Annotated in this window: 28 protein-coding genes and 1 riboswitch; of the genes, 16 read left to right on the top strand and 12 right to left on the bottom strand. The window is 69.1% G+C overall.

Going from position 1 to position 22,698, the window contains the following annotated elements; translation table 11 throughout:
* Positions 1 to 112: 112 nt before the first annotated feature.
* Complete coding sequence (locus ACFYO1_RS40385) at positions 113 to 979, top strand: type IV toxin-antitoxin system AbiEi family antitoxin domain-containing protein (protein WP_387243797.1); 867 nt, start codon at positions 113 to 115, stop codon at positions 977 to 979.
* Entirely contained in the window at positions 976 to 1,905 is a 930-nt protein-coding gene (locus tag ACFYO1_RS40380) for a nucleotidyl transferase AbiEii/AbiGii toxin family protein (protein ID WP_387243794.1), read from the top strand. The genes ACFYO1_RS40385 and ACFYO1_RS40380 overlap by 4 nt, the downstream gene beginning before the upstream one ends.
* A 199-nt stretch (positions 1,906 to 2,104) precedes the next feature.
* Here the strand turns inward: ACFYO1_RS40380 and ACFYO1_RS40375 are convergent, their stop codons facing one another.
* On the bottom strand, positions 2,105 to 2,896 hold the full coding sequence (locus ACFYO1_RS40375) for an LLM class flavin-dependent oxidoreductase (RefSeq protein WP_387243791.1): 792 nt from the start codon (positions 2,894 to 2,896) through the stop codon (positions 2,105 to 2,107).
* Positions 2,893 to 3,159, bottom strand: coding sequence for a hypothetical protein (locus ACFYO1_RS40370; RefSeq protein WP_387243788.1), 267 nt, complete (start codon positions 3,157 to 3,159; stop codon positions 2,893 to 2,895). Before ACFYO1_RS40370 ends, ACFYO1_RS40375 begins: the two co-directional genes overlap by 4 nt.
* Positions 3,160 to 3,281: 122 nt before the next feature.
* Between ACFYO1_RS40370 and ACFYO1_RS40365 the strand changes: the two genes are divergently transcribed.
* Entirely contained in the window at positions 3,282 to 3,929 is a 648-nt protein-coding gene (locus tag ACFYO1_RS40365) for a VWA domain-containing protein (RefSeq protein ID WP_387243785.1), read from the top strand.
* Here ACFYO1_RS40365 and ACFYO1_RS40360 read toward each other — a convergent pair whose 3' ends face one another.
* Positions 3,930 to 4,595: a response regulator gene (locus tag ACFYO1_RS40360; RefSeq protein WP_387243782.1), complete on the bottom strand. Its 666-nt coding sequence runs from the start codon at positions 4,593 to 4,595 to the stop codon at positions 3,930 to 3,932. It abuts the gene before it with no gap.
* An 11-nt stretch (positions 4,596 to 4,606) separates the two neighbouring features.
* Entirely contained in the window at positions 4,607 to 6,055 is a 1,449-nt protein-coding gene (locus ACFYO1_RS40355) for a sensor histidine kinase (protein ID WP_387243779.1), read from the bottom strand.
* 220 nt (positions 6,056 to 6,275) lie between these two features.
* Between ACFYO1_RS40355 and ACFYO1_RS40350 the strand changes: the two genes are divergently transcribed.
* Together ACFYO1_RS40350 and ACFYO1_RS40345 are read left to right on the top strand one after the other, a co-directional pair.
* On the top strand, positions 6,276 to 7,178 hold the full coding sequence (locus ACFYO1_RS40350) for an ABC transporter ATP-binding protein (protein WP_387243776.1): 903 nt from the start codon (positions 6,276 to 6,278) through the stop codon (positions 7,176 to 7,178).
* Entirely contained in the window at positions 7,175 to 8,026 is an 852-nt protein-coding gene (locus tag ACFYO1_RS40345; protein WP_387243773.1) for an ABC transporter permease, read from the top strand. The genes ACFYO1_RS40350 and ACFYO1_RS40345 overlap by 4 nt, the downstream gene beginning before the upstream one ends.
* 44 nt (positions 8,027 to 8,070) lie before the next feature.
* Here ACFYO1_RS40345 and ACFYO1_RS40340 read toward each other — a convergent pair whose 3' ends face one another.
* Positions 8,071 to 8,673: a TetR/AcrR family transcriptional regulator gene (locus ACFYO1_RS40340; protein ID WP_387243770.1), complete on the bottom strand. Its 603-nt coding sequence runs from the start codon at positions 8,671 to 8,673 to the stop codon at positions 8,071 to 8,073.
* Positions 8,674 to 8,784: 111 nt separating this feature from the next.
* On the opposite strand from ACFYO1_RS40340, the gene ACFYO1_RS40335 reads away from it, so the two are divergent.
* The 3 genes from ACFYO1_RS40335 (at position 8,785) to ACFYO1_RS40325 (ending at position 10,345) form a co-directional block, all read left to right on the top strand.
* Positions 8,785 to 9,432 (top strand): FMN-dependent NADH-azoreductase, encoded by a 648-nt coding sequence (locus tag ACFYO1_RS40335; RefSeq protein ID WP_387243768.1) that lies wholly within the window; start codon positions 8,785 to 8,787, stop codon positions 9,430 to 9,432.
* Position 9,433: 1 nt separating this feature from the next.
* Complete coding sequence (locus ACFYO1_RS40330) at positions 9,434 to 9,754, top strand: DMT family transporter (RefSeq protein ID WP_387243765.1); 321 nt, start codon at positions 9,434 to 9,436, stop codon at positions 9,752 to 9,754.
* 150 nt (positions 9,755 to 9,904) lie between these two features.
* Positions 9,905 to 10,345, top strand: a complete 441-nt coding sequence (locus ACFYO1_RS40325) for an OsmC family peroxiredoxin (protein ID WP_387243762.1) — start codon at positions 9,905 to 9,907, stop codon at positions 10,343 to 10,345.
* A gap of 59 nt (positions 10,346 to 10,404) precedes the next feature.
* On the opposite strand, the gene ACFYO1_RS40320 is transcribed toward ACFYO1_RS40325, so the two are convergent.
* The 4 genes from ACFYO1_RS40320 to mhuD all read right to left on the bottom strand — a co-directional run bounded on the left by ACFYO1_RS40320 (position 10,405) and on the right by mhuD (position 12,534).
* On the bottom strand, positions 10,405 to 10,896 hold the full coding sequence (locus ACFYO1_RS40320) for a hypothetical protein (protein ID WP_387243759.1): 492 nt from the start codon (positions 10,894 to 10,896) through the stop codon (positions 10,405 to 10,407).
* Positions 10,897 to 10,931: 35 nt separating this feature from the next.
* Positions 10,932 to 11,720, bottom strand: a complete 789-nt coding sequence (locus ACFYO1_RS40315) for a CbtA family protein (RefSeq protein WP_387243756.1) — start codon at positions 11,718 to 11,720, stop codon at positions 10,932 to 10,934.
* A 44-nt stretch (positions 11,721 to 11,764) separates the two neighbouring features.
* Positions 11,765 to 11,959, bottom strand: a complete 195-nt coding sequence (locus ACFYO1_RS40310) for a CbtB-domain containing protein (protein ID WP_387243753.1) — start codon at positions 11,957 to 11,959, stop codon at positions 11,765 to 11,767.
* Between the two features lie 26 nt (positions 11,960 to 11,985).
* Positions 11,986 to 12,141, bottom strand: a riboswitch (cobalamin riboswitch).
* Positions 12,142 to 12,219: 78 nt separating this feature from the next.
* On the bottom strand, positions 12,220 to 12,534 hold the full coding sequence (gene mhuD, locus ACFYO1_RS40305; protein ID WP_378719923.1) for a mycobilin-forming heme oxygenase MhuD: 315 nt from the start codon (positions 12,532 to 12,534) through the stop codon (positions 12,220 to 12,222).
* A gap of 93 nt (positions 12,535 to 12,627) precedes the next feature.
* On the opposite strand from mhuD, the gene ACFYO1_RS40300 reads away from it, so the two are divergent.
* On the top strand, positions 12,628 to 13,386 hold the full coding sequence (locus tag ACFYO1_RS40300) for an alpha/beta fold hydrolase (RefSeq protein WP_387243749.1): 759 nt from the start codon (positions 12,628 to 12,630) through the stop codon (positions 13,384 to 13,386).
* Between the two features lie 14 nt (positions 13,387 to 13,400).
* Here ACFYO1_RS40300 and ACFYO1_RS40295 read toward each other — a convergent pair whose 3' ends face one another.
* On the bottom strand, positions 13,401 to 14,297 hold the full coding sequence (locus tag ACFYO1_RS40295; protein WP_387243746.1) for an A/G-specific adenine glycosylase: 897 nt from the start codon (positions 14,295 to 14,297) through the stop codon (positions 13,401 to 13,403).
* Positions 14,298 to 14,387: 90 nt separating this feature from the next.
* On the opposite strand from ACFYO1_RS40295, the gene ACFYO1_RS40290 reads away from it, so the two are divergent.
* Positions 14,388 to 15,011 (top strand): carbonic anhydrase, encoded by a 624-nt coding sequence (locus ACFYO1_RS40290; protein ID WP_387243743.1) that lies wholly within the window; start codon positions 14,388 to 14,390, stop codon positions 15,009 to 15,011.
* A gap of 122 nt (positions 15,012 to 15,133) precedes the next feature.
* Positions 15,134 to 15,826 carry a hypothetical protein gene (locus ACFYO1_RS40285; RefSeq protein ID WP_387243740.1) on the top strand — a complete coding sequence of 231 codons (693 nt, stop codon included), beginning with the start codon at positions 15,134 to 15,136 and terminating at the stop codon, positions 15,824 to 15,826.
* 25 nt (positions 15,827 to 15,851) lie between these two features.
* Here ACFYO1_RS40285 and radA read toward each other — a convergent pair whose 3' ends face one another.
* Positions 15,852 to 17,264 carry a DNA repair protein RadA gene (gene radA, locus ACFYO1_RS40280; RefSeq protein ID WP_387243737.1) on the bottom strand — a complete coding sequence of 471 codons (1,413 nt, stop codon included), beginning with the start codon at positions 17,262 to 17,264 and terminating at the stop codon, positions 15,852 to 15,854.
* Between the two features lie 129 nt (positions 17,265 to 17,393).
* Entirely contained in the window at positions 17,394 to 18,125 is a 732-nt protein-coding gene (locus tag ACFYO1_RS40275; protein ID WP_387243734.1) for a hypothetical protein, read from the bottom strand.
* Between the two features lie 345 nt (positions 18,126 to 18,470).
* Here ACFYO1_RS40275 and carD point away from each other — a divergent pair, with 345 nt between their 5' ends.
* The 5 genes from carD (at position 18,471) to rlmB (ending at position 22,653) form a co-directional block, all read left to right on the top strand.
* On the top strand, positions 18,471 to 18,959 hold the full coding sequence (gene carD / locus ACFYO1_RS40270; protein WP_011206964.1) for an RNA polymerase-binding transcription factor CarD: 489 nt from the start codon (positions 18,471 to 18,473) through the stop codon (positions 18,957 to 18,959).
* A gap of 2 nt (positions 18,960 to 18,961) precedes the next feature.
* A complete protein-coding gene (gene ispD, locus ACFYO1_RS40265) occupies positions 18,962 to 19,687 on the top strand; it encodes a 2-C-methyl-D-erythritol 4-phosphate cytidylyltransferase (RefSeq protein WP_387243731.1) in 726 nt (241 codons plus the stop codon).
* 23 nt (positions 19,688 to 19,710) lie between these two features.
* The gene (gene ispF / locus ACFYO1_RS40260; RefSeq protein WP_387244109.1) at positions 19,711 to 20,178 is read left to right on the top strand and encodes a 2-C-methyl-D-erythritol 2,4-cyclodiphosphate synthase; all 468 of its coding nucleotides are present in this window, start codon (positions 19,711 to 19,713) and stop codon (positions 20,176 to 20,178) included.
* Between the two features lie 64 nt (positions 20,179 to 20,242).
* Positions 20,243 to 21,673 carry a cysteine--tRNA ligase gene (gene cysS / locus ACFYO1_RS40255; protein WP_387243728.1) on the top strand — a complete coding sequence of 477 codons (1,431 nt, stop codon included), beginning with the start codon at positions 20,243 to 20,245 and terminating at the stop codon, positions 21,671 to 21,673.
* The gene (rlmB, locus tag ACFYO1_RS40250) at positions 21,673 to 22,653 is read left to right on the top strand and encodes a 23S rRNA (guanosine(2251)-2'-O)-methyltransferase RlmB (RefSeq protein ID WP_387243725.1); all 981 of its coding nucleotides are present in this window, start codon (positions 21,673 to 21,675) and stop codon (positions 22,651 to 22,653) included. The genes cysS and rlmB overlap by 1 nt, the downstream gene beginning before the upstream one ends.
* The last annotated feature ends 45 nt before the right edge of the window (positions 22,654 to 22,698 follow it).

Raw genomic sequence — 22,698 nt, 5'->3', positions numbered from 1 at the left:
GCCAAACTGCCTCGTGTTGGGTCGATCGACTGGGCGCGCCCAGTCATCTGGTAGCCGCCAAAAATATCGGCTTAAGTGATATTATTGATGCATAAAATGATATTATTGGTGTATGAATGACGGGCATCTACTCGACCTCGCCGACTTGGCTGAGGGGCAGTGGGGCCTGCTCACAACCAGCCAAGCTGCCACCAGAGGAGTCAGCCCGATGCAGCTCAAGCGCTACACCGATCGTGGGCTGCTTGTCCGGCTGCGTCACGGTGTGTACCGGCTCTCGGGCGCCCCCGGATCCCGGCACGAGGCACTCCGCGCGGAATGGCTTGCGCTGGAACCGAAACGAAGCGCGGCCGATCGGCTGGCGGACCCGGTGCCGATCGGGGTGGTCAGTCATCGCTCGGCAGCGGCCCTGCAGGACCTAGGCGATCTCGACGCCGACGTTCACACATTCACTGTTCCTCGGCGACGCAACAGCAGTCGCAATCCTGAGCTCGCCTTCCGTGTCGGCACACTCGAGCGTTCCGACTGGCACCGCGTCGAAGGCCTGCCCGTCACCCGCCCGTTGCGCACCGTCGTAGATCTCGCCGCCGCCCACACGGATGGCGGTCACCTCGCCACCGTCGTCCGGGACGCTATCCTCACCGGCGATACGACCTCCCACCAGGTCGCCGATGCGCTGCGTCCGTACGCACACCACTACGGCATGCGCCCCGGCGACGGCGACGGATTGGTCCGCGACTTCATCGCAGAAGCCGGCATCCCCGCCTCCGCCATCGATATGGCAGCCGTCCATGCCTCAGCATCCTCGATTCCGCCGGCCAAACTCGACGACATCAACGCGGCCGTGATCAGCGCCCTGACCTCCACCTCTGAATGGGCGGATCTGCTCGCGGATATCCGCGATACGGTCACCCGCGACTTCGGACAAGCGCCGAACCGTGCTGCTGAGCCAGAACCCGAGTACGACGCTGGGGAGTCATGAACCAGCCACATCGATCGGCGTCCGCCTTCCGAATGTCGCTCAACGCCAAGGTCAAACAGGTTGCCCGCGCCACCGGGCGACCACCCACGCAGATCCACCGCGAGTTCTACTTGCTCAGATTTCTCGGCCGCGTCTTCTCCGACGCCGGTAGCCCCTGGGTGCTCAAAGGCGGCAGCGGCCTGCTGGTCCGCATCGCCGATGGCGCTCGGTACAGCCGTGACATCGACATTCTGCGGACCGACGTCGACGCCGACCAAGCCGTGACCGAACTCCAGCAGCTCTGCGCTACTCCCAGCGATCTCGATCCATTGACTTTCGAGGTGCGCCGCGGAAAGAACGATCCTGCCACCTCGCACAGCGCGCAACTGGTGACCACGGTCTACTACGGCGTCACCGAACTCCACCATTTCCCCATCGATCTCTCGATCAGGCCCACCCTGGCTTCCGATATCGATCATGTCGAACCGGCAACAGTCCTGGAGTTCGACAACTTCGCCGATCTGCCGCCGTTTCGCTGCCTTTCTCTGGCCGATCAGATCGCGGACAAGATCGCCGCGATGTACGAAGTCCACGGCCCCAACGCCACGCCATCCACGCGCTGGCACGATCTGGTGGACCTGTTGCTCATCATCGACAGGTTCCCCATCGACGCCGCCAAAACCCTGCGAGCACTTCGGATTCAACAACAACGACGTGACCATCTGACCTTGCCTGGCGCCGTCACCCGACCTGGATCCGGATGGGATATGGGATACCCGCGCGAAGCCGCAGGCACCTCACTGCCGGCTGACCTGCACGACCTCGACGCCGCGCTGGTCGCGCTCGCCAGGTTCGCCGATCCCTTGCTCGACGGAACCATCTCAATCGGCACTTGGAATCCTGTTGACAGCCAGTGGATTACCGCCGCGCTTGGTGAAACTCAGTGACCTCGTCGGTTTATGAGCATCGGCCTCGGCCTGGCCGAATCTCATTCGATCCGTGACGATGCACCGCTGGCACGTCCTCCGGTCACGCTGTGCCCGCGATCGCCTGAGCGGTTTACGACACCGAGCAGAGATTCCTACTGTCGGCGTTCCGGTGCCGACTAGGTCGGCACCGGAACGCAGGTCAGTGGTCGCTGGTCGGTCAGAAGTGTGCGAGCACGGGGGCGAAGGGGGCGGACAGCTCGCCGGGGATGATCAGCTCGTCGATTCCGTACTTTTCTCTGCGGGTTTCGAGGACTTCCGCGGCGGCTGCGGGGTCGGCGTCGAGGACGCCCGCCGCGCCTGCCGCGCGCAACTCGTCGGCGGTGCGGCCGAGCCGGGTGCTGATCCAGTAGGGCAGCCGGTCGCCGATGCCGATCAGCTGATGGCTGAACCGGATGTCGCGGTCGGTGTTGTCCCGGACGACGCGGACCAGGTCGGCCAGCTCCGCCTCGGTCACCTCGGGGCCGGCGGCGAGCAGGATGCGGTCGGCGAATCCCGCTGCGGCGGCGAGCATTCGCGGGCCGCTCGCGGCCACGACGACCAGCGGGACCGGATCGACCGCCGCGCGCACCGCCGCGATCGTGTCCGCCAGCTGCGCGCGGCGTTCGGCCGCGGAACCCCAAGGCATGCCGAGCCGTTCGGCCTCCGAACCGGCATCCGGGCGGCCGGAGCCGATGCCGAGCTCGAACCGTCCGTCCGAAAGTAGTTGCAGCGCCGCGGTTTCCCGGATGGTCGCGGCAGCGGTGCGCAGCGGCGCGGCAAGCACATTGGGCCGCAACCGCACCGTGCTGGTCACCGCGGCCGCCGCGGCCAGCGCAGGGAACGGTGACGGGGTGTTCAGCGTGTCCGGCAACAGGATCGTCCGATACCCCTGCTGCTCGGCATCCTTTGCCGCACCGGCCCATTCGGCGCCGGAACGCGGGGTGAGGACAATGCCGAATCGCATGCTCATTTGGCCGGGCCCTTCGGCTCGCGCAGCACGGCGAGGCGGCTGCGGTACTGATCTTCGGTGATCTCGCCGCGGGCGAACGCGGTGCGCAGCGCGCCGATACCGCTGTCCCGGCCGGAGAACCGGCGCCGCGCGAAGAACGCCAGGACGATAAAGGTGGTCCAGAACAGCAGCGGGAAAATCCAGAAGAACGGCCAGGGATGCCAGCCACCGTCGTAATGGTCGGCGAGGAACGCGATGGCCTCGGGGTGCGTGGAAATGTTCATGCCGAAAGCCTGCGCCGCCGGCTTACCCCGGGACATCGGTCGCGCGGCGTTGCTCGCCGTACGCCGCAGCGCGTATGCCGGGGTAGGTTGGATGGGGTTCATCGAACCGACCGGGGGTGCTCATGACAAATCCAGATCTGACCCTGATAGCCGTACTGCTCGACCGTTCCGGGTCGATGCAGTCGATCAAGTCCGACACCGAGGGCGGGTTCAGCGCCTTCATCGAGGAACAGCGCAAGGTGCCGAAGACCATCGAGGTGACGCTGGCCAGGTTCGACACCGAATACGAATGCGTCTACGCGAACCGCCCGCTCGCCCAGGTGCCGCCGCTCGACCTGCAACCGCGCGGCATGACCGCGCTCTACGACGCGGTGGGCCGGCTGGTCACCGACGTCGGCGCAGAACTCGCGAAGCGACCGGAAGCCGAACGCCCGGGCACGGTCATCGTCGTGGTGCTCACCGACGGTCACGAGAATTCCAGCACCGAGTGGTCGCACACGGCGGTGAAATCGTTGATCACTCAGCAGCAGGACGTCTACGACTGGAATTTCCTGTTCCTCGGCGCGAACATGGACGCGGTCGCGATCGGCGCTCAGATGGGCTTCGACCCGGGCAACTCGATCACCTATGCCGCTGCGCCGCAGGGTGTTTCGGGAGTGTTCCGGGCGGCGTCGGCCAGCTCGGCCCGAATCCAGAAGTCCGCGCGCGGCGCCCGGGGTCGCGGATTCACCGACGCGGAGCGCGAACAGGCGAATCCGGGCGGCGCGTAGCTACTGCCAGCCCGGGCGCACCACGCCGGATTCGTATGCCATGACGACCAATTGAGTCCGGTCGCGGGCGCCGAGCTTCATCAGGATCCGGCTGACGTGCGTGCGGGCGGTGGCCGGGCTCATGAACAGCCGCTCGCCGATCTCGGCGTTGGTGAGCCCCTCGGCGACCAGCACCAGCACCTCGCGCTCGCGCTCGGTGAGCTCAGAAAGCGTTGCGGGCGGCGGGGTCTTGGCGTGCGCGGAGAATTCGGCGATGAGGCGGCGGGTGACGCCGGGGGAGAGCAGCGCGTCCCCGGCCGCCACCACCCGCACGGCGCGCACCAGGTCGGCCGGTTCGGTGTGCTTGACCAGGAACCCCGTCGCGCCGGCGCGCATCGCCTCGAAGACGTACTCGTCGAGCTCGAAGGTGGTCAGCACCACCACCTTCACCGCGGCCAGCCCGGCGTCCTCGGCGATCATCCTGGTCGCGGCGAGGCCGTCGAGGATCGGCATCCGGATGTCCATCAGCACCACGTCCGGGGTGAGGCTGCGGGTCATCCGCACGGCCTGTTCGCCGTTGTCCGCCTCGCCGACCACCTCGATGCCGTCCTGGGCCTCCAGCAGCGCCACGAAGCCGCCGCGCACCAGCGCCTGATCGTCGGCCACCAGGACCCGGATATTCGTCACGACGAGCCCTCCTACTGCGCCCCCGGCGCGCTGGACCGCTGCGCCTTGTCGCCGGGCCGGATCTGGCGCACGTTGTCGGGGCGGGCGGTGTCGTCGGCGCGGCCGGGCGCTGGCTTCGGTTCGCTCGGCTCCATCGGCCGCAACGGCAGTCGCGCCGCGACCCGGAAGCCGCCGCTCGGGCGCGGTCCCGCGGTGAGTGCGCCGCCGAGAGCGTGCGTGCGCTCGCGCATGCCGATGATTCCGTTGCCGCCGCCGGTGCCGGTCCTGGGCGCCGGTGCGGTCGGTCGAGCATTGTCGACGGTGATGTCGACCGATTGGGCCGCGTAGCGCACGCTCACCGTGGCCTCCGCGCCCGGCGCGTGCCGCACCACATTGGTCAGCGACTCCTGGATGATCCGCGCGGCGGCCACGTCGATCACGCTCGGCAGCTGCTGCGGTTCGCCGATGATCTTGGTGCTCACCGGCAATCCGGCCGCGCGGGCGCGCTGGAGCAGGGTGTCCAGGTCGCCGATGCTCGGTGCGGGGTTGCGCGGCGCCGCAGGCCGCGTCTCGGGCTCGGCGGATTCGCCCTCGGCCCGGTTCGATTCGTCGCCCGAAAGACGGTCGGTGCCAGCGGAATTGCGGCCACTCCAGCCGCGCGGGCGACGCCGGCTCGGCGCGGTCCGCTCGGCATCGCCGAATTCGCCGTCGGCACTGTCGGATTCGCCGGCCACGTTGCCGCCGGTGCGGATCGAGTGCAGCAGCGTATGCACCTCGGCGAGCGCGTCCCGGCTTGCGGTCTTGATCGCGTCCAGTGCGCTGGCGGCCTGCTCGGGTTTCTTGTCGAACAGTTCCAGCGCCACCGAGGATTGCACGTTGATCAGCGAAAGGCTGTGCGCCAGTACGTCGTGCAGCTCGCGCGCGATGGCCAGGCGTTCCTCGCTGGCCCGGCGTTCCCGCTGCGCCTCTTCGTCCCGGCGCGCGGCCTCGGCGCGTTGCCGGCGTGCCTGCAACACGGCCTTGCGCTGCCGGATGCCCTCCACCACGCACAGCAGCACGGTGAGCCAGGCCATCAGCGCGAAGATCTGCCACACGTTGGCGCCGCGGCCGAACAGCGCGGGCACCGGCCAGACCAGCACCAGGTAGCCGATCGGCACGAGCGGGTAAGTCCACCAGCGGGATCCGGAGCTCGCGGCGGTCAGGAAGGCGATCACCAGGGAGAAGAAGATCGGCCCATACCCGTAACCGAGCGCCAGGTAGGCCGCGCACGCGGTGAGCGCGACGAGCAGCACCGGCACCGGCTGGGCGCGTCGCCAGATCAACGCCACCGGACCGGCGAGTAGTAGCAGGTAGCCGAGGACGTCGAGCGAAGTGTCGCCCATCCTCTGGTTCGCGAATGTGCCGCCGACGATTTGCAGCGCGGCGACCACCAGCGCCACACCCCAGTCCCATCCGAGCGAGCCTCGACTCGAAATGCTCATCCGCCTCTCCGCGTATTCAGGCCATACACAAGTGCCGAGTCAGTCGAGTCGGCGGCTGCGGTTAGACAGTAGCGTCTTCGACGCCTTCGCGACCGCTGTCGTGCCGCGCCTGTTTCGACCATAACGGCCGTGCGGGTGCCGGTCGTCGTCCGCGGTACGTACTCCGGACGTCGCCGCGCGACGGATGTGGCGGACCTGGTCCTGGGCGGATTCTCGGTGCATGACAGATTCGATCGTGGTCACCCGCGGGTTGACCAAACGCTACGGCGCGCACACCGCCGTGGACGCCGTGAGCATGAGCGTCGCAGCCGGCGAGATCTACGGGTTTCTCGGTCCGAACGGCGCGGGCAAGACGACCACGCTGCGCATGCTGGTCGGGCTGATCCGGCCCAGCGACGGCACCGCGACGGTGGCCGGGCACGCGCCGGGCGATCCCGCGGTGGTCCGCCGGATCGGCGTGCTCATCGAGGGTCCCGGCTTCTATCCGTACCTGTCCGGCCGGGACAACCTGCGGGTACTCGCGAAGTACCGCGGCATCGGCAACACCGAAGTCGAGGAGGCGCTGGAGCGCGTGGGCCTGGCCGATCGAGCCGAGGACCGGTTCCGCACCTACTCGCTCGGCATGAAACAGCGGCTCGGTGTCGGCGCGGCCCTGCTCGGCCGGCCGGACCTGCTCATCCTGGACGAGCCGACCAACGGCCTCGATCCGCAGGGCATGGCCGAAATGCGGGAACTGATCACCACTCTCGCCGCCGACGGGCACACCGTGCTGCTGTCCAGCCACATGCTCAGCGAGGTGCAGGAGATCTGCGACCGGGTCGGCGTGATCTCGCGGGGCAAGCTGCTTGCCGAGTCGACGGTGGCCGAATTACGCGGTGCAGCATCGCTTCTGCTGCGGGCCGAACCGCTGGAGCTCGCGTTCCCGGCGGTACGCGAGGTGGTCGGCGAGCGGGCCGCGATGCTGACCGCGAGCGGCATCCGGATCGAGGCGGGCAACGGCACCGCGCCCGCGGTGGCGCGGGCGGTGGTCGCGGCGGGCGCCGATCTGCTGGAACTGCGGATCGACGAAAAGTCCCTGGAGGAAGTGTTTTTCGAAATGACGCAGCTGGAAGTGGCGAAATGACCATCGAAGACCTGTTGGCGAGCACGAGGGCGGAGGCGCTGCGGCTGCGTAAGTGGCCGGCGTTCTGGATCATCCTCGGCACCTGGATCCTGCTGAACCTCACCTTCTCCTACTTGTTCAACTATCTCGCCTACACCTCGGGCGAGTCGGGCCGGATGTCGAACGGCCTGCCGAAAGACGCGCTGCTGCACCAGATGCTGCCCGCGGCGGTGCCTGAGGTGTTCACCCAGGGCATGGCGATGTTCGGCGGGGCGCTGATGCTGGTGCTCGGCGCGCTGGCCACTGGCAGCGGATATGGCTGGGGCACTTGGAAAACCGTGTTCACCCAGGGACCATCGCGGATCAGCGCGGTCGGCGGGGTGCTGGTGAGCCTGATGGTCGTGGTGGCCGGGCTGGTGCTCACCGCGTTCGTCGTGGACCTCGGGGTGGCGTCGCTGATCGGCGCGACCCAATCGCAGACGCTGGCGCTGCCCTCGCCTCAGCAGTCGGCGCTCGGAATCCTCACGGGGATAGCGATTCTCGGCATGTGGACGTTGGCGGGTGCGTTGATCGGCGTCGTCGCGCGCGGTCCGGCGCTGGCCGTCGGGCTCGGCCTGGTGTGGGTGCTGGTGGTGGAGAACCTGCTGCGCGCAGTGGCGTCCATTTTCTCGCCGATCGCGGTGATCACCGATCATCTGCCCGGCACCGCCGCCGGTTCGATGGCGGGGGCGATGCGGACGGTCGGGGCGGGGACGCCGGGCGTGCTCGACATCCTGTCCCGGACCGAGGCGCTGATCGTGCTCGGGGTCTACATCGCGCTCTTCGCGGCGGGGACCGTATGGCTGATGCGCCGGCGCGATCTGGTGTGAGCGATCGATGCCGAAAGCCGTTGGCGCAGCGCCGCCGACGGCTTTCAGCGCGGCTTGCCGAGGACGGAGAGGGCGAGGTCGCGCAGGGCGTCGGCGATCTGCGCGGAGCTCAGCCCGCGACCGCGCTGATGCTGGTAGACCTCGGCGCCCAACGGCGCGAGCAGCGGATCGACCAGCGCGTCCGGCTCCCGAATACCGCCCGCCAGCAACAGCGCTCGTACATGGGCGAACCAGAATCCGTAGGACCCCGTCGCGAACCGGGCCCCGCCGATTTCCGCGCCGAGCACCAAATCGGCGTGCGCGTCCAGCAATTCGACCATCGCGGCGTAGAACGCGGCCAGCCGTTGCGCGGGCGGCGCGCCGGGGCCCAGCGGCGGTTCGCCACCGATCAACCGCGCCTGCAATGCCCGTTCGTGTTCGTCGAGCAGAGCGACGGCGATCGAATTCGTGTCCGGGTAGCGGCGATACAGCGTCCCGCGGCCGACGCCGGCGGCCTTGGCGATGTCGTCCATCGTCACGGTGCGCGGGTCCCGGGTGGCGAACAGTTCGGCGGCCGCGGCCAGCACCTTGGCCCGGTTGCGCGCCGCGTCCGCGCGCTCCGGCGGGGCGGCCGATTGCCCGCTCAGCAGATCCGTGTGCCTGGTCATGCCGCTGACTGTACCCGAGTTCGAGACTAAGTGGACAATGCGTCCAGTTGGCGATACAGTCGATCTCGTCGATAAATGGACGCAATGTCCAGTTAATCCGAGAGGTTCGTCATGACAACGTTGCTGCACCTGGACGCGAGCGCCCGTACCCGTTCGATCAGCCGCGAGCTGAGCGCCGTCTTCGCCGAGGCGTGGCGCGCGGAGAACCCCGACGGCGGCTACCGCTACCGCGATCTGGCGGCAGAGCCGGTGCCGTTCATCGGCGAGGCGTGGACCGAGCTGTGCGACGCGGTGCTCGCGCAGGCCACCACCGATCTGGACCGGCTCGGCGAGTTGGTGCGCACGCCGGAGCAGGCCGCCGCCTGGGCGATCGTCGAACCGCTGCTGGCCGAGTTGCTGGCCGCGGACGTCGTCCTGATCGGCACGCCGATGTACAACTACTCCATTCCGGCCGCGCTCAAGGCCTGGCTGGATCAGGTGACGTTCCCGCGAATGTCGCTGGGCCACCGCCGTTTCGTCGTCGCGACCGCGCGCGGCGGCGCGTACTCGCCCGGTGCGCCGAAGGCCGCGTTCGACTATCAGGAGCGCTTCCTGCGCGACTTCTTCGCCGGCCATTTCGCCGTCCACGACACGGTTTTCGTCAATGCCGAACTGGCCAATGCCCGGCAGGATCCCGCGCTGGCGCACCTGCGCGACAAGCACGACGAGTCGTACGCGCTCGCCCTCGAAACCGCTCGCGGTCTCGCGAAGGAGTACTGAGATGAACTGGGTCGTCCTCGGCATCGCCGGTCTGGTCGAGATCGTCTGGTCGCAGAGCATCAAACCGACGGAGAACTTCACCCGCCTGTGGCCGACCGTGCTCTGCTTCGTGCTCGGCGTCACCGCGGTGTACCTGCTGTCCAGGGCCATGCAGACGCTGCCGGTCGGCACCGCGTACGCGATCTTCACCGGCATCGGCGCGGTCGGCGCCATCGGCCTCGGCATCGTGTTCAACAAGGATCCGCTCAGCGCGGGGCGGGTGTTCGCGCTGTCGCTGATCATCGGCGGCATCGTGCTGGCCCGGGTCACCACTCCCGAGTAATCAAATGCGACAACTGATTTCGTATGAACATGGGTAACTCGCCGGGTACGGGGTAACGTGACCCGCGCCTCACTGTCGGCCGCCAGCGCACCCGCGGTGGCACCTGAATCTGGCCTGAATACTCGGAGAGGCGGACTAGGAAGGATCGTGATGCCTACACGTACCGCGCGTACTGCTTGGACCGGCACTCTGCAGGAGGGGTCGGGGCAGGTCGAGCTGGCCAGCTCCGGCGTCGGCAAGTACGACGTGTCGTTCCCGAAGCGTTCGGCCGACGACGCCGACGGCACCACCAGCCCGGAGGAGCTCATCGCGGCGGCGCACTCGTCCTGCTACGCGATGGCGCTCTCGGCGCAGATCGGCAACGCGGGCGGCACCCCGGAGAGCCTCGACGTGAGCGCCGACGTGACCCTCGGGCCGGATCCGGCCGGCGGCTTCCGGATCAGCGGAATCAAGCTGACCGTGCGCGGCAAGGTCTCCGGCATCGACGCCGACGCGTTCGCCGCCGCTGCCGAGGCCGCCAAGGCCGGGTGCCCGGTCAGCAAGGCCCTGGCCGGCGTCGACCACATCCAGCTGGACGCGGCCCTCGCGTAATCGCTTGGTTCCCCGCACATCCCCGGATGTGCGAGGAGCCATGTGATGATGCGAAATGTTCAGGCGCGGCGAAAGAATCGGCGCGCCGCCGGGTGATACATCGCCGGGACGGCGACCAGCACCGCGACCACGTGGATCGTGCGGAACCCGCCGATCACCACGGATTCGACGGTGAGACGCGCGAACAGGTCGCCGAACTTGTCCGCGGACAACAGTGCCGCCAGCGGTTCGATGATCAGCGAGAGCAGGCCGATCACGCCGATGCCGAAGGTCAGCAGGAGCCGCGCCCAGCGGGCGCCGTGCGTCATCCGGATCGCGACGACGAGCACGACCAGGTAGATCCCCAGCCGCACCGCGAGTCCGGTGGCCAGGCCGGCCATGTCGACCTCGTCGCGCTCCAGCAGCAGCGCGGCCTGTTCGACGGCCTCGGCCACGCCGGCCAGCAGCGCGACCACGAAGCCGACGAACGCGACGAGGACGGCGCGCGGTGGTTGCGCGGGTGCGCCCGAACGCAGCGGTGCGGGCCAAAGGGAAAGGACAGTGCCGGTCATGACACCGACACTGCCCCTCGTCTCGTGGATGCGGATCAGCCCGCGGTAGCGACCGACCCTCGTACCGGAGTATCACCGCGCGTGGCGAATTCGCTGAGCGCGGCGAAGCCGAGGGCCAGACAGGCCCACAGCGTGGCGGTCTCGCCGAGCGAGGCCGCCCGGAACTGCCACAGCAGCGTCGCCGGGAAGTCCGCCTTCACCTCGTTGACGCCGGGCAGCAGGACATAGCCCACGATGGTGACCAGAACGAACGCGGCCACCCCGCCGATCAGCCGCACGGTGCTCAGCTGACCGCGCAGCGCCTTGTAGACGTACACGCCGATACCGACGGCCGCCAGGCCGAGCAGCACCGCCGCCACCCAGAGCAGGGTGCGCTGATTGATCGTCTCCGGGTCACCCACCGCGGGCGGGTTCGCCGGGTACTTGAAGAACGGCACCGCCACGATCGCGGCCCAGCCACCCAGCCCGAGCGCGAGCGCGAGTTTCGGCCCGGACAGCGTGCTGTAGCGCCGGGCGACGTTCGCGACCGAGGCGAAGATCGCGCCGAGCGCGAGACCGGCCAGGCCGAGGGCGAGGAACTGTCCCGCCTTCTGCCCGGTGCGGCTCACCAGGGGTTCTTCCTCGTCGCCGTGCGAATGTCCGCCGCTCGCCTCCGCTTCCGCGCCGGGCGCGTGCTGCGCCGCCGCGGAATTGGCTTCCTCGATGGCGATCGCGGCGTTGATCTTCGATTCACCGACGAAGAAGCCGACCGACGCGGCCAGCAGGCCCGCGATGAGACCGGCCAGCAGACCGCGCAGCAGCAGGGTCTTCAGCGAACCGGTCAACGGGAACGCAGCGGGTGGATCCTGAGAAACGGCAGCCGACGAAGTCAGTGGCACGGAAGCCCCAGCAGGTGCCGTCCATCGTGCATCAGCTCGTGCAGGTACATCCCGCTGCGCGAGATGACGCCCTGATCGAAGCCGACCAGGTACAGCGTGAGCAGTGCGAGAAGAACGACGCCTACTGTGACGAGCACAGTGGCCAGAGTTTCGTTTGCCCGGCTCGGCGAATGCACGATAGCCATGCGGTCCTCCTAGGGATGCGCGTCCCGTCGAATGGGTGCGAAGATGCCGGTGTCTGGCTTTCCGGCACCCAGGGACCCGGTGCATGGAACACAGTGGCGCGACCGCTCCGGAATTTCACCGGATTACCGCATCACCCTCGCGTTTTGTCATTCGAACTGTGACACCTGGAGGCACCCGCCGTCAACACGACCAGCACGGTCGCGCCCCGGCGTCGGGCGAGTCGCCGGACGGTTCGGCCCGCCCGGCGTGGGTGGCCGGGTCAGCCCGCGGGCTTGGCCGCCACGTCCAGCACGACCTCGAACTCCAGCAGCGACGCACCGGTGGACACCGGCTTCTGCCGCTCGCCCGCGTGCGCTTCGCGCGCCGGGCCGTCCCGCCACGCGGCGAACGACTCTTCCGAATCCCACTGGGTGACAACGAAGTACCGGTTGTCCCCGGCGACCGGCCGGAGCAGCTGGAAACCGAGGAAACCCGGCGAGCCCTCCACCGCGTGCGCCCGGTGGGCGAACCGCTTCTCCAGCTCGGGGCCCGCGCCCTCGGGAACCTCGATCGCGTTGATCTTCACAACAGCCATGCGCTCGACAATACGACCCGCGCGCGAGTGCCCGGTATGGGCCGTATCGGGGGTTGTGCGCACCTGTCGGCGCGGCCCGGCAGAATCGGCGGAGTGTTGCATGACGAAGGCGGAGCGGGTGTGCCCATCCTGCTGTTGCACGGACTGATGGGCAGCGCCAGGACCTGGCACGACCAGCTGGACTGGCTGCGCGACTACGGCCACGTCTTCACCTTCGACGCGGCCGGGCACGGCAGGCCCGCCCCGGACGAGCTGACCACCGAGGCGTTCGTCGCCGATCTGGCCGCCGCGACCGCCGGCATCACCGAACCGATGGTGCTGATCGGGCATTCGATGGGCGCGCTGCACGGCTGGGTGTTCGCCGCGACGCACCCGGGCCGGGTGCGGGCGCTGGTGATCGAGGACATCGCCCCGGACTTCACCGGCCGGACGGCGACGGACTGGGCGGCGATGATCGAGGCGTGGCCGCAACCGTTCCCGGACGCGAACGCGGTGCTGAGATTCTTCGGGCCGGTCGCCGGGCGGTATTTCCTGAACTCGTTCGAGCATGGACCGGACGGCTACCGGCTGCATGGGTCGGTGACGACATTCCGCGACATCTCCGAGGAGTGGGGCAGTCGCGATTTCTGGCCGCAGTGGCACGCCATCCGGGTGCCCGCGCTGCTGCTCGAGGGCGAGCACACGATCACCCCGGCCGGCCAGATGCGGCAGATGGCCGAGACGCATCCCGATGCCGAGCACGTACTCGTCCCTGGCGCAGCGCATCTCGTGCACGACGACCAACCCGAGCAGTACCGCGCCGCCGTCGAGCGCTTCCTCGGCCGCGTACTCGCCGAGCCGCAGGCCTCTTGATCAGGGCCGGGTGATCAGGGAGCGGCGCAGCCTTCGCCCGCCAGGGCGAACAGGCCGTCGTTCGTCTGCTCGATCAGGCCGTCGACCAGCAGCGAGTCCAGCGCGCGGTCGCGCTGCCCGGGGTCGCGCGGCCAGGCCAGATCGAGTTGTACGCGCTCGACCGGACCCGTCGCACCCCGGAGCACGTCGAGCAGCCTGCCCCGCGCCTGCCGGTCGGTGCCCTCGTATTTCTGTGTGCGACGGACGATTTCGGCGACCGGACGCCCCGCCGTGACCCACGCGCAACTCGGCAGCGGACAACGCGAACAGTCCGGAGTGCGCGCCGTGCACACCGTCGCGCCCAGCTCCATCAACGCGGCCGAGAACACCGCCGCGCGATCGATCTGTTGCGGCAGCAGGGCTTCGGTCTCCGGGAGGTCCCGCGACGACGGATTCCCGGCCGCTGCCCGCCCGTGTACGGCCCGGGCGACCACCCGACGAACATTGGTGTCCACCACCGGAACTCGTTGCCCGTAGGCGAAACACGCGACCGCCCGTGCCGTGTACGCCCCGATCCCCGGCAGGCCGAGCAGCACGTCCACGTCGGCGGGCACCTCGTCGCCGTGCTCGGCGGCCAGCACCCGCGCGCATTCGTGCAACCGCAGCGCCCGGCGCGGATAGCCGAGTTTGCCCCAGGCGCGCAACACCTCGGCCTGCGAGGAGGCCGCCATGGCCGAGGGCACCGGCCAGCGCGCCACCCACTCCCGCCAGATCGGCTCGACCCGGACCACCGGGGTCTGCTGCAGCATGATCTCGCTCATCAGGATCTGCCACGCGGTGACCTCGCGGCGGCGCCACGGCAGGTCGCGCGCGGTCTCCGCGTACCAGTCGAGCAACACGTCGGCATCGATGCTGTTCGGTGCTTTCCTCACGATTCCTGCCCTACTGTCGCCAGCTGGTATTTGCCGACCTGTAACCAAACGAACTCGCTGGTAACCCAAGCCTTGTGCACAATGGTCGGTATGCCTGATTCAAATCCGGTCACTGCCTGGAAGTCTCTGCGTGAAGGCAACGACCGCTTCGTCTCCGGTGCGCTGCAGCATCCTAGCCAGGGCGCCTCCGACCGAGCCAAGCTCGTCAGCGGCCAGCACCCGTCCGCGATCCTGTTCGGCTGCGGTGACTCCAGGGTGGCCGCGGAGTTGATCTTCGACCAGGGCCTGGGCGACATGTTCGTGGTGCGCACCGCGGGCCACGTCGTGGACAGCTCGGTGCTCGGGTCGATCGAGTACGGGGTGGAGGTGCTGAACGTTCCGCTGATCGTGGTGCTCGGGCACGACAGCTGCGGCGCGGTGAAGGCCACCATCGACGCGCTGGACGGCGGTGAGGTGCCGGGCGGCTTCATTCGCAGCGTGGTCGAGCGGGTCACGCCGTCCATTCTGATCGGCCGCCGGGAAGGCCTGTCCACCGTCGACGAGATGGAGGCCCGGCACGTGGTGGAAACGAGCAGGCTGCTCATGCAACGGTCGATGATCATCTCGCAGCGGGTCGCGTCCGGTGAATGCGCGATCGCCTGTGTCACATACAAGCTCGCCGAAGGCCAGGTGAAGTTGCAGCGTGTCGTCGGCAACATCGGCGAGGTCGCCTGAGCCGCGGGCGTCGCTGTCAGCCCAGCGTGCGGGCCGGAATTGGATCGCCACGATCGCGTAATCCGGACCGACACGCCGGGCGTATGAGTCGTTGCGTCCGGTCGTGCCTTTACCGTTGAGGCGTGCTGGAACCGAATGGACCGCTGCCACCGGAGATCTATTGGCGTCGACGCGCATTGGCGATCGGCGCCCTGATCGTCGCGCTGGCGCTGGTCATCTGGCTCGTGCTCACGGTCGCGCGCGGCGGTGACTCGAAGCCCGACGACTCGAAGCCCGCCGCGGCCGGTTCGTCGTCCTCGACGACGAGCAAGCCCGCCGACGTCTCGCCCACCAAGGCGGCGGGCCCGGCCGAATCCAGCACCGCGGCGACGCCGAGCGTCGCTACGACCGCCTCGAACGAGCCCGCGACCGGGCCGGGGCAGTGCGCGGATCAGTCGCTGGCGATCAAGATCAGTGTGGACCAGCCGACCTACAAGGTCGGTGAGCAGCCGAACTTCCGCTTCGTCATCACCAACATCTCCAGCTCGGTGTGCCAGCGGGACATGAACCTGGCCCAGATCCAGGCGTCGGTGCTGTCGCTGGACGGTCAGCGCCGATTCTGGACGAGCTCGGACTGCTCGCCGGTCGACGAGTCGAACCAGCGGAACCTGAAACCCGGTGAGCAGGCGCTGTTCACGGTGCGCTGGTCCGGCACCACCTCGCAGCAGGGCTGCGTCGGCGAGCGCGTGCCGGTGCCGGCCGGGGCGTATCAGGTGATCGCGCAGTTCGGTTCGCTGCACAGCTCGCCGGAGCCGTTCAATCTGACGCCCGCCTGAGCCGTCCGGGATCCGGTGGGGCCGGTCAGAAATCGGGTGCCACTTCCTTGTCCTCCTTCGGCGCGCGCCGCTTGCGCGTGCCGGTGATGCGGATGGCCGAGCGCACATCGGCCACCTCGTGGATCTTCATGCCGCCGCGTTTGAACGGGGCGTAGCCGGGCGGCACCAGCGCGGTGGTGAAGCCGAGCCGCTCGGCCTCGGCCAGCCTGCGTTCCAGCCCGGTCACCTTGCGCACCTCACCGGCCAGGCCGACCTCGCCGAGGATCACCCAGCCCGCCGGAATCGCCACCTCGGAATTGGCGCTGGCGATGGCGAGCGTGATGGCCAGGTCGGCCGAGGGTTCCAGCAGCCGCATGCCGCCGACCGTCGCCGCGTAGACGTCGGACTTGCCGAGGAACACCTTGCCGCGGCTCTGTAGCACGGCCAGCACCATCGCGACCCGGTTGTAGTCGAGCCCGCTGACCGCGCGCCGCGGATTCGGGATCTCGGTCTCCACCGTCAGCCCCTGCACCTCGGCCACCAGCGGCCGCTTGCCGTCCATCGCGACGGTGACCGCGGTGCCCGACACCGAATCCGTGCGGTGATGCAGGAACAGCCCGGACGGGTCGTCGACGCAGGCGATGCCATCCTCGTGCAGCTCGAAGCAGCCGACCTCGTCCGCGCTGCCGAAGCGGTTCTTCAGGCCGCGCACCATGCGCAGCGTCGAGTTCTTGTCGCCCTCGAAGTGCAGCACCACGTCGACGAGATGTTCCAGGGTGCGCGGGCCCGCGACATTGCCGTCCTTGGTCACGTGCCCGACCAGCAGCACCGCGATCCCGCTCGCCTTGGCCAGCGAGGTCAGCGCGGAGGTCACCGCGCGCACCTGGGTGACGCCGCCGATCACGCCGTCCACCTCCGGCGCCAGCATCGTCTGCACCGAGTCCACCACCAGCAGCGTCGGCCGCACCTGCTCGACGTGGCCGAGCAGGACCGAGAGATCGGATTCCGCGGCGAGATAGACCCGTTCGTGCACCGCGCCGGTGCGGTCGGCGCGCAACCGCACCTGTCCGGCCGACTCCTCCGCGGTGACGTAGAGCGATTTCGCGTCGTTCTGCCTGGCCCAGCGGTGCGCGACCTCGAGCAGCAGGGTCGACTTGCCGACGCCCGGCTCGCCGGAGAGCAGCACCACCGAACCGGGGACCACGCCGCCGCCGAGCACCCGGTCGAGCTCGCTGACCCCGGTCGGCTTGGCCCTGGTGATCTGCGAGTCGATGGTGGATATCGGGGCGGCGGCGGTGCTCGGCAGCATCGCGCGCCGGGCGGGTGCGCCCGCGCCCGTCGCCGCGACGGCTACCTCGTCGACCGTGCCCCACGCGCCGCAATCCGGGCACTTGCCCACCCACTTGGCCACCTCGTGCGTGCAGGCGGAGCACCGGAAGATCGACTTGGTCTTGGCCACACGGGCACCTTACGTATCGCGTCCGACAAAACCGCCCGTCCAGGCCCACTGACAGCGCGGTGGCGGGATAAACGAACGGCTGCCACACCTGACAGGTGTGGCAGCCGTCTCCGTAAGGGGGCTAGACGCTCAGTGTCCGCCCTTGTGCTCGGCCTCGGTTGCGCCGGACTCGTCCGACTCCTGCCGGGCCGTGGAAGCGCCCGCGTCGACCGGCACCTGGATCTGCACGGTGCCGTTCTGCTTGAAGTTGAACGCCACGTTGTAGGTCAGGCCAGGCGTGATGTCCTTGGTCAGGCCCGTGATCTCGATCAGGATCGGGCGGGCCTCCGGATCGGCGGTGGCCTCGGCGACGTCGGCGTGGCCGGCGCCGTGCGCGTCCGGCTTGGCCGAGGTCGGCGCCGCCGAACTGGTCGGCGTGGCGCCGTGCGTGTCGGCGGCCGGCGCGGCCGCCTTGACCGGCTTGGCCGCCGCGACCACGGTTTGCTGGGGGGCCAGCTCGACCGTCGACTTGCCGGCCGCCGGGGTGATCTTCACGGTGCCGAGATCGGTGGTCAGGCTGGTCAGCTCGTCGGGCACCGACGGGCTGTTGTTGATGATGGACAGCGCGATGATCGCCTTGCCGCCCTTGGTGTTGTTGTATTCGGTGCCCTGGGCGGGGAAGACGATGTGCACGTTGCGCAGCGCGACCTTGCCGATGTCGGCGTGGTTGCCGTTGATCGCGGCCACCTGGTCCGCGGTCTGCGAGATCTGGCCCGAGCTACAGCCGGTCAGCGCGATGGCCGCGCCGGCGGCGAGTGCGGCCACCGGCACCATGCGACGTCGCGCCTTCTTCAGGGCGGTCACAGCTTTCAGGGCAGTCACGGGTTGTCCCTCCATGTCGACCGGGCTCATCTCCGTAGGGGAGAGTAGTAACTAGGCAGCGTAGTAGTTCCCGCTACGGACCGGGAGCCGGGGCTCGCGACGCGCGGGTCGGTTGGTAACAGATCGGTCGAGCACGGTCGGATCGCGAACGCACTGCCGCCTCGGGTCGGGGGGCCGGGACGGGGGCAGTGCGGGGAGGTAACCCGTTCTGGCACAACGTAATGCACACCGACCCCGTTCTGTCAAGCCCCACCGCTACCTCGTTGTGGCCCTGACCTGCACAGTTGATCGCGCCGTTACCGAGTCGCATGTTAAACTGTGAACATCGAAAGGGGCACGGGACACATGATTTTTAAGGTCGGAGACACCGTCGTTTACCCCCACCACGGAGCGGCGCTGATCGAAGCTATCGAGACTCGCACCATCAAGGGTGAGCAAAAAGAGTATCTGGTCCTGAAGGTCGCCCAAGGCGATCTGACTGTTCGGGTTCCCGCTGAGAATGCTGAATACGTCGGCGTACGTGATGTCGTCGGCCAGGAAGGTCTCGATCGAGTCTTCCAGGTGCTGCGCGCGCCGCACACGGAGGAGCCGACCAACTGGTCCCGCCGCTACAAGGCCAACCTGGAGAAGCTCGCCTCCGGCGATGTGAACAAGGTGGCCGAGGTCGTCCGCGATCTGTGGCGTCGAGAGCAGGACCGCGGCCTGTCCGCGGGTGAGAAGCGGATGCTTGCCAAGGCCCGCCAGATCCTCGTCGGTGAGCTCGCGCTCGCCGAGGGGACCGATGACGGCAAGGCCGAGACGCTGCTGGACGAGGTCCTCGCCGCGGCTTCCTGACCGTGAACAAACTCGACAACGGTGCTCGTCGTGCCGACGGAACCGTCGTTGCTCTGGTGCCTGCCGCCGGTCGCGGCGTACGCCTGGGTGAAGCCACGCCCAAGGCGTTCGTCCCGGTCGGCGGCAGCCCTATGGTCCGGCTCGCCGTCGAGGGCTTGATCGCCTCCGGCGCGGTCGACCGGATCATCGTTATGGTTCCCGCCGAATTCGTCGAGAGCGCCGTTGCCCTGCTGCCGCCCTCGGATTCGGTACACGTGGTCGTCGGCGGCGCCGAACGCATCGACTCGGTGCGGGCAGGCCTCGCCGCCGCACCCGAGGCCGCCTACTACCTCGTCCACGATGCCGCGCGCGCCCTCACCCCGCCCGAGCTCATCGCCAGGGTTGTCGCCGAGTTGCGCGCCGGCCACCTCGCCGTGGTCCCCGCGCTTCCGGTCGCCGACACGATCAAGTCCGTCGACGCGGCCGGCGCCGTCACCGGCACGCCGGACCGCGCCCAGCTGCGCGCCATCCAGACCCCGCAGGGCTTCGCCGCCGGGCTGCTTCGCTCGGCGTACCTCGCCGAGGGCGTGCACGCCACCGACGACGCCGGACTCGTCGAACTGCTCGGCACCCAGGTGCGCACCATCCCCGGCGACCCCTTGGCTTTCAAGATCACCACTCCGCTCGACCTGTTGCTCGCGCACGCGGTGCTCGACGGCGCGGACCTGCGCGGGGCGGTGGCCCAGTGACCGAGGGCGGCGCAGTCGCCGATATGCGCGTCGGCATCGGTAGCGACGTGCACCCCATCGAACCCGGCCGCCCCTGCTGGATGGCCGGGCTGCTCTTCGACGGTGACGACGGCTGCGCCGGTCACTCCGACGGCGACGTCGCCGCGCACGCGCTCTGCGACGCGCTCCTGTCCGCCGCCGGACTCGGCGACGTCGGCGCGGTCTTCGGCACCGGCCGCCCGGAATGGGCGGGCGTCTCCGGCGCCGCCATGCTGAAGGAAGTGCGCAGGCTGCTCGACGAGGCAGGCTTCGGGATCGTCAACGCGGCGGTCCAGGTGATCGGCAATCGGCCGAAGATCGGCCCGCGCCGCGCCGAGGCCCAGCAACTGCTCGGCGAGCTGCTCGGTGCCCCGGTCTCGGTCTCCGGCACCACCACCGACGGCCTCGGGCTGACCGGTCGCGGTGAGGGCGTTGCCGCGATGGCAACCGCTCTGCTGCGATCCTGTCGCTGACCCCGCTCCGACGGACCCGAGCCGGTCCGGGTACAGGTCTATCTACCAGCTAGGATCGAACGCCGTGACGCTGCGCCTCTTTGACACCGACACGCGAACCATGCGCGACTTCGCGCCCCTGGTTCCCGGCCGTGCCTCGGTGTACCTGTGTGGGGCGACCGTGCAGGGCGCGCCACACATCGGCCACGTGCGCAGTGGCGTCGCCTTCGACGTGCTGCGCCGATGGCTGCTCGCGCACGACTACGACGTGTGGTTCATCCGCAACGTCACCGACATCGAGGACAAGATCCTCACCAAGGCCGCCGAGGCGGGCCGGCCGTGGTGGGAGTGGGCCGCCACCTACGAGCGCGCCTTCGACAACGCCTACGAGACCCTCGGCGTGCTGCCGCCGTCCGTCGAGCCCCGCGCCACCGGCCACATCACCCAGATGGTCGACATGATGCAGCGGCTGATCGAGCGCGGTCACGCCTACGCCTCCGCGGGCAACGTCTACTTCGACGTGGTGAGCTACCCCGACTACGGCAGCCTGTCCGGCCACCGCCTCGACGACGTGCACCAGGGCGAGAGCGCGGGCGAGGGCAAGCGCGACCCGCGCGACTTCACCCTGTGGAAGGCCGCCAAGCCCGGTGAGCCCACCTGGCCCTCGCCCTGGGGTCCCGGCCGGCCCGGCTGGCACCTGGAATGCTCGGCGATGGCCGAGTTCTACCTCGGCCCCGAATTCGACATCCATTGCGGCGGTATGGATCTGGTGTTCCCGCACCACGAGAACGAGATCGCCCAGTCGAAGGCGGCGGGCGACGGCTTCGCCCAGTACTGGCTGCACAACGGCTGGGTGACCATGGGCGGGGAGAAGATGTCCAAGTCGCTGGGCAACGTGCTCTCCGTGCCGAACGTGCTCACCCACGTGCGCGCCGTGGAGCTGCGGTTCTACCTCGGCAGCGCGCACTACCGCTCGATGCTGGAGTACTCGGACAAGGCGCTCAACGACGCGGCCCAGTCCTATCAGCGCATCGAGGCGTTCATCCACCGGACCGCCGATCGCGCGGGCGACATCCCGGTGGGCAAGTGGACCGACGCGTTCGCCGCGGCCATCGATGACGACCTCGCCGTGCCGAAGGCGCTGGCCGAGATCCACCGCGCCGTGCACGAGGGCAACAAGGCGCTCGAATCGGGCGCGATCGACAGCGCGCGGGACCTGGCCGGACAGGTCCGCGCCATGCTCGGTATTCTTGGTGTCGACCCGCTGGATCCGCACTGGTTCACCCCACGCGACTCGTCGGCGGCACTGGGCGCGCTCGACGTGCTGGTGCGCGCCGAGCTCGACCGCCGTCAGCAGGCGCGAGCAGACAAGGATTGGGCGAGCGCCGATGCCGCCCGCGATCGATTGCAGGCAGCCGGAATCGAGGTCACCGACACGCAAAACGGTCCCGAATGGGCCCTTGGCGCTGCGCCGCTCGCGGCGCCGGACGCGCTACAACCTGGAAAGGCCAAGTAATGGCAGGCAATTCGCAGCGTCGTGGCGCGATCCGCAAGGGCGGGACCAAGAAGGGCGCCGTCGTCGGCTCCGGCGGTAAGCGCAGGCGCGGGCTCGAGGGTCGCGGCGCGACCCCGCCCGCCGAGGCGCGCACCAAGCATCCCGCGGCCAAGCGGGCCGCCGCCGCGGCGAAGGCCGCGGCCAAGGGCGGCGGCGGACCCCGGGGCAGCTCGGGCCGGGCCGCCGGACGCAAGGACGACGACAGCCCGGAAATGGTGCTCGGCCGCAACCCGGTGGTCGAATGCCTGCGCGCGGGCGTGCCCGCCACGGCGCTGTACGTCGCGCTCGGCGCCGAGAACGACGAGCGGCTGACCGAGAGCGTGAAGCTGGCCGCCGACGCGGGCATCTCCATCCTCGAGGTGCCGCGCGGCGACCTGGACCGGTTGAGCGCCAACGGCATGCACCAGGGCGTCGCCCTGCAGGTGCCGCCTTACCGCTACGCGCACCCGGACGACTTGCTCACCGAGGTGCGCAACACGGCGGAGCCCGCGCTGCTGGTCGCCCTGGACAACATCACCGATCCGCGCAATCTCGGCGCCGTCATCCGCTCGGTCGCCGCGTTCGGCGGCCAGGGCGTGTTGATCCCGCAGCGGCGCAGCGCCAGCGTCAGCGCGGTCGCCTGGCGCACCAGCGCCGGTGCCGCGGCCCGGCTGCCGGTCGCGCGCGCGACGAATCTGACTCGCACGCTGAAGGATTGGGCGTCGCAGGGCATCCAGGTGGTCGGTCTGGACGCGGGCGGCGACACCAACCTCGACGATTTCGACGGTCGCGAACCCACCGTCATCGTGGTCGGTTCGGAAGGCAAGGGCCTGTCCCGCCTGGTCCGGGAGAACTGCGACTCGATCCTGAGCATCCCGATGGCGGGCCCGGTCGAATCGCTCAACGCCTCGGTCGCCGCGGGCGTCGTGCTCGCCGAAATCGCTCGCCAGCGCCGCTACTGAACACCTCGCCGCACCGCGAAACGCTCCCCGGCACACGGCAATAGA

Origin of the sequence: Nocardia sp. NPDC006044, assembly GCF_042871115.1 — a bacterium.
In the GTDB taxonomy this organism is placed as follows: Bacteria; Actinomycetota; Actinomycetes; order Mycobacteriales; family Mycobacteriaceae; genus Nocardia.
Note: the sequence above shows the minus strand (reverse complement) of the source record. Positions and strands in the feature narration are given on the sequence as shown.

Coding starts and splice junctions, on each gene's coding strand:
- ACFYO1_RS40385 (WP_387243797.1), top strand. CDS start 113: ATGAATGACGGGCATCTACTCGACCTCGCCGACTTGGCTGAGGGGCAG.
- ACFYO1_RS40380 (WP_387243794.1), top strand. CDS start 976: ATGAACCAGCCACATCGATCGGCGTCCGCCTTCCGAATGTCGCTCAAC.
- ACFYO1_RS40375 (WP_387243791.1), bottom strand. CDS start 2,896: ATGAGCATGCGATTCGGCATTGTCCTCACCCCGCGTTCCGGCGCCGAA.
- ACFYO1_RS40370 (WP_387243788.1), bottom strand. CDS start 3,159: ATGAACATTTCCACGCACCCCGAGGCCATCGCGTTCCTCGCCGACCAT.
- ACFYO1_RS40365 (WP_387243785.1), top strand. CDS start 3,282: ATGACAAATCCAGATCTGACCCTGATAGCCGTACTGCTCGACCGTTCC.
- ACFYO1_RS40355 (WP_387243779.1), bottom strand. CDS start 6,055: ATGAGCATTTCGAGTCGAGGCTCGCTCGGATGGGACTGGGGTGTGGCG.
- ACFYO1_RS40350 (WP_387243776.1), top strand. CDS start 6,276: ATGACAGATTCGATCGTGGTCACCCGCGGGTTGACCAAACGCTACGGC.
- ACFYO1_RS40345 (WP_387243773.1), top strand. CDS start 7,175: ATGACCATCGAAGACCTGTTGGCGAGCACGAGGGCGGAGGCGCTGCGG.
- ACFYO1_RS40340 (WP_387243770.1), bottom strand. CDS start 8,673: ATGACCAGGCACACGGATCTGCTGAGCGGGCAATCGGCCGCCCCGCCG.
- ACFYO1_RS40335 (WP_387243768.1), top strand. CDS start 8,785: ATGACAACGTTGCTGCACCTGGACGCGAGCGCCCGTACCCGTTCGATC.
- ACFYO1_RS40330 (WP_387243765.1), top strand. CDS start 9,434: ATGAACTGGGTCGTCCTCGGCATCGCCGGTCTGGTCGAGATCGTCTGG.
- ACFYO1_RS40325 (WP_387243762.1), top strand. CDS start 9,905: ATGCCTACACGTACCGCGCGTACTGCTTGGACCGGCACTCTGCAGGAG.
- ACFYO1_RS40320 (WP_387243759.1), bottom strand. CDS start 10,896: ATGACCGGCACTGTCCTTTCCCTTTGGCCCGCACCGCTGCGTTCGGGC.
- ACFYO1_RS40310 (WP_387243753.1), bottom strand. CDS start 11,959: ATGGCTATCGTGCATTCGCCGAGCCGGGCAAACGAAACTCTGGCCACT.
- mhuD (WP_378719923.1), bottom strand. CDS start 12,534: ATGGCTGTTGTGAAGATCAACGCGATCGAGGTTCCCGAGGGCGCGGGC.
- ACFYO1_RS40290 (WP_387243743.1), top strand. CDS start 14,388: ATGCCTGATTCAAATCCGGTCACTGCCTGGAAGTCTCTGCGTGAAGGC.
- carD (WP_011206964.1), top strand. CDS start 18,471: ATGATTTTTAAGGTCGGAGACACCGTCGTTTACCCCCACCACGGAGCG.
- ispF (WP_387244109.1), top strand. CDS start 19,711: ATGCGCGTCGGCATCGGTAGCGACGTGCACCCCATCGAACCCGGCCGC.
- rlmB (WP_387243725.1), top strand. CDS start 21,673: ATGGCAGGCAATTCGCAGCGTCGTGGCGCGATCCGCAAGGGCGGGACC.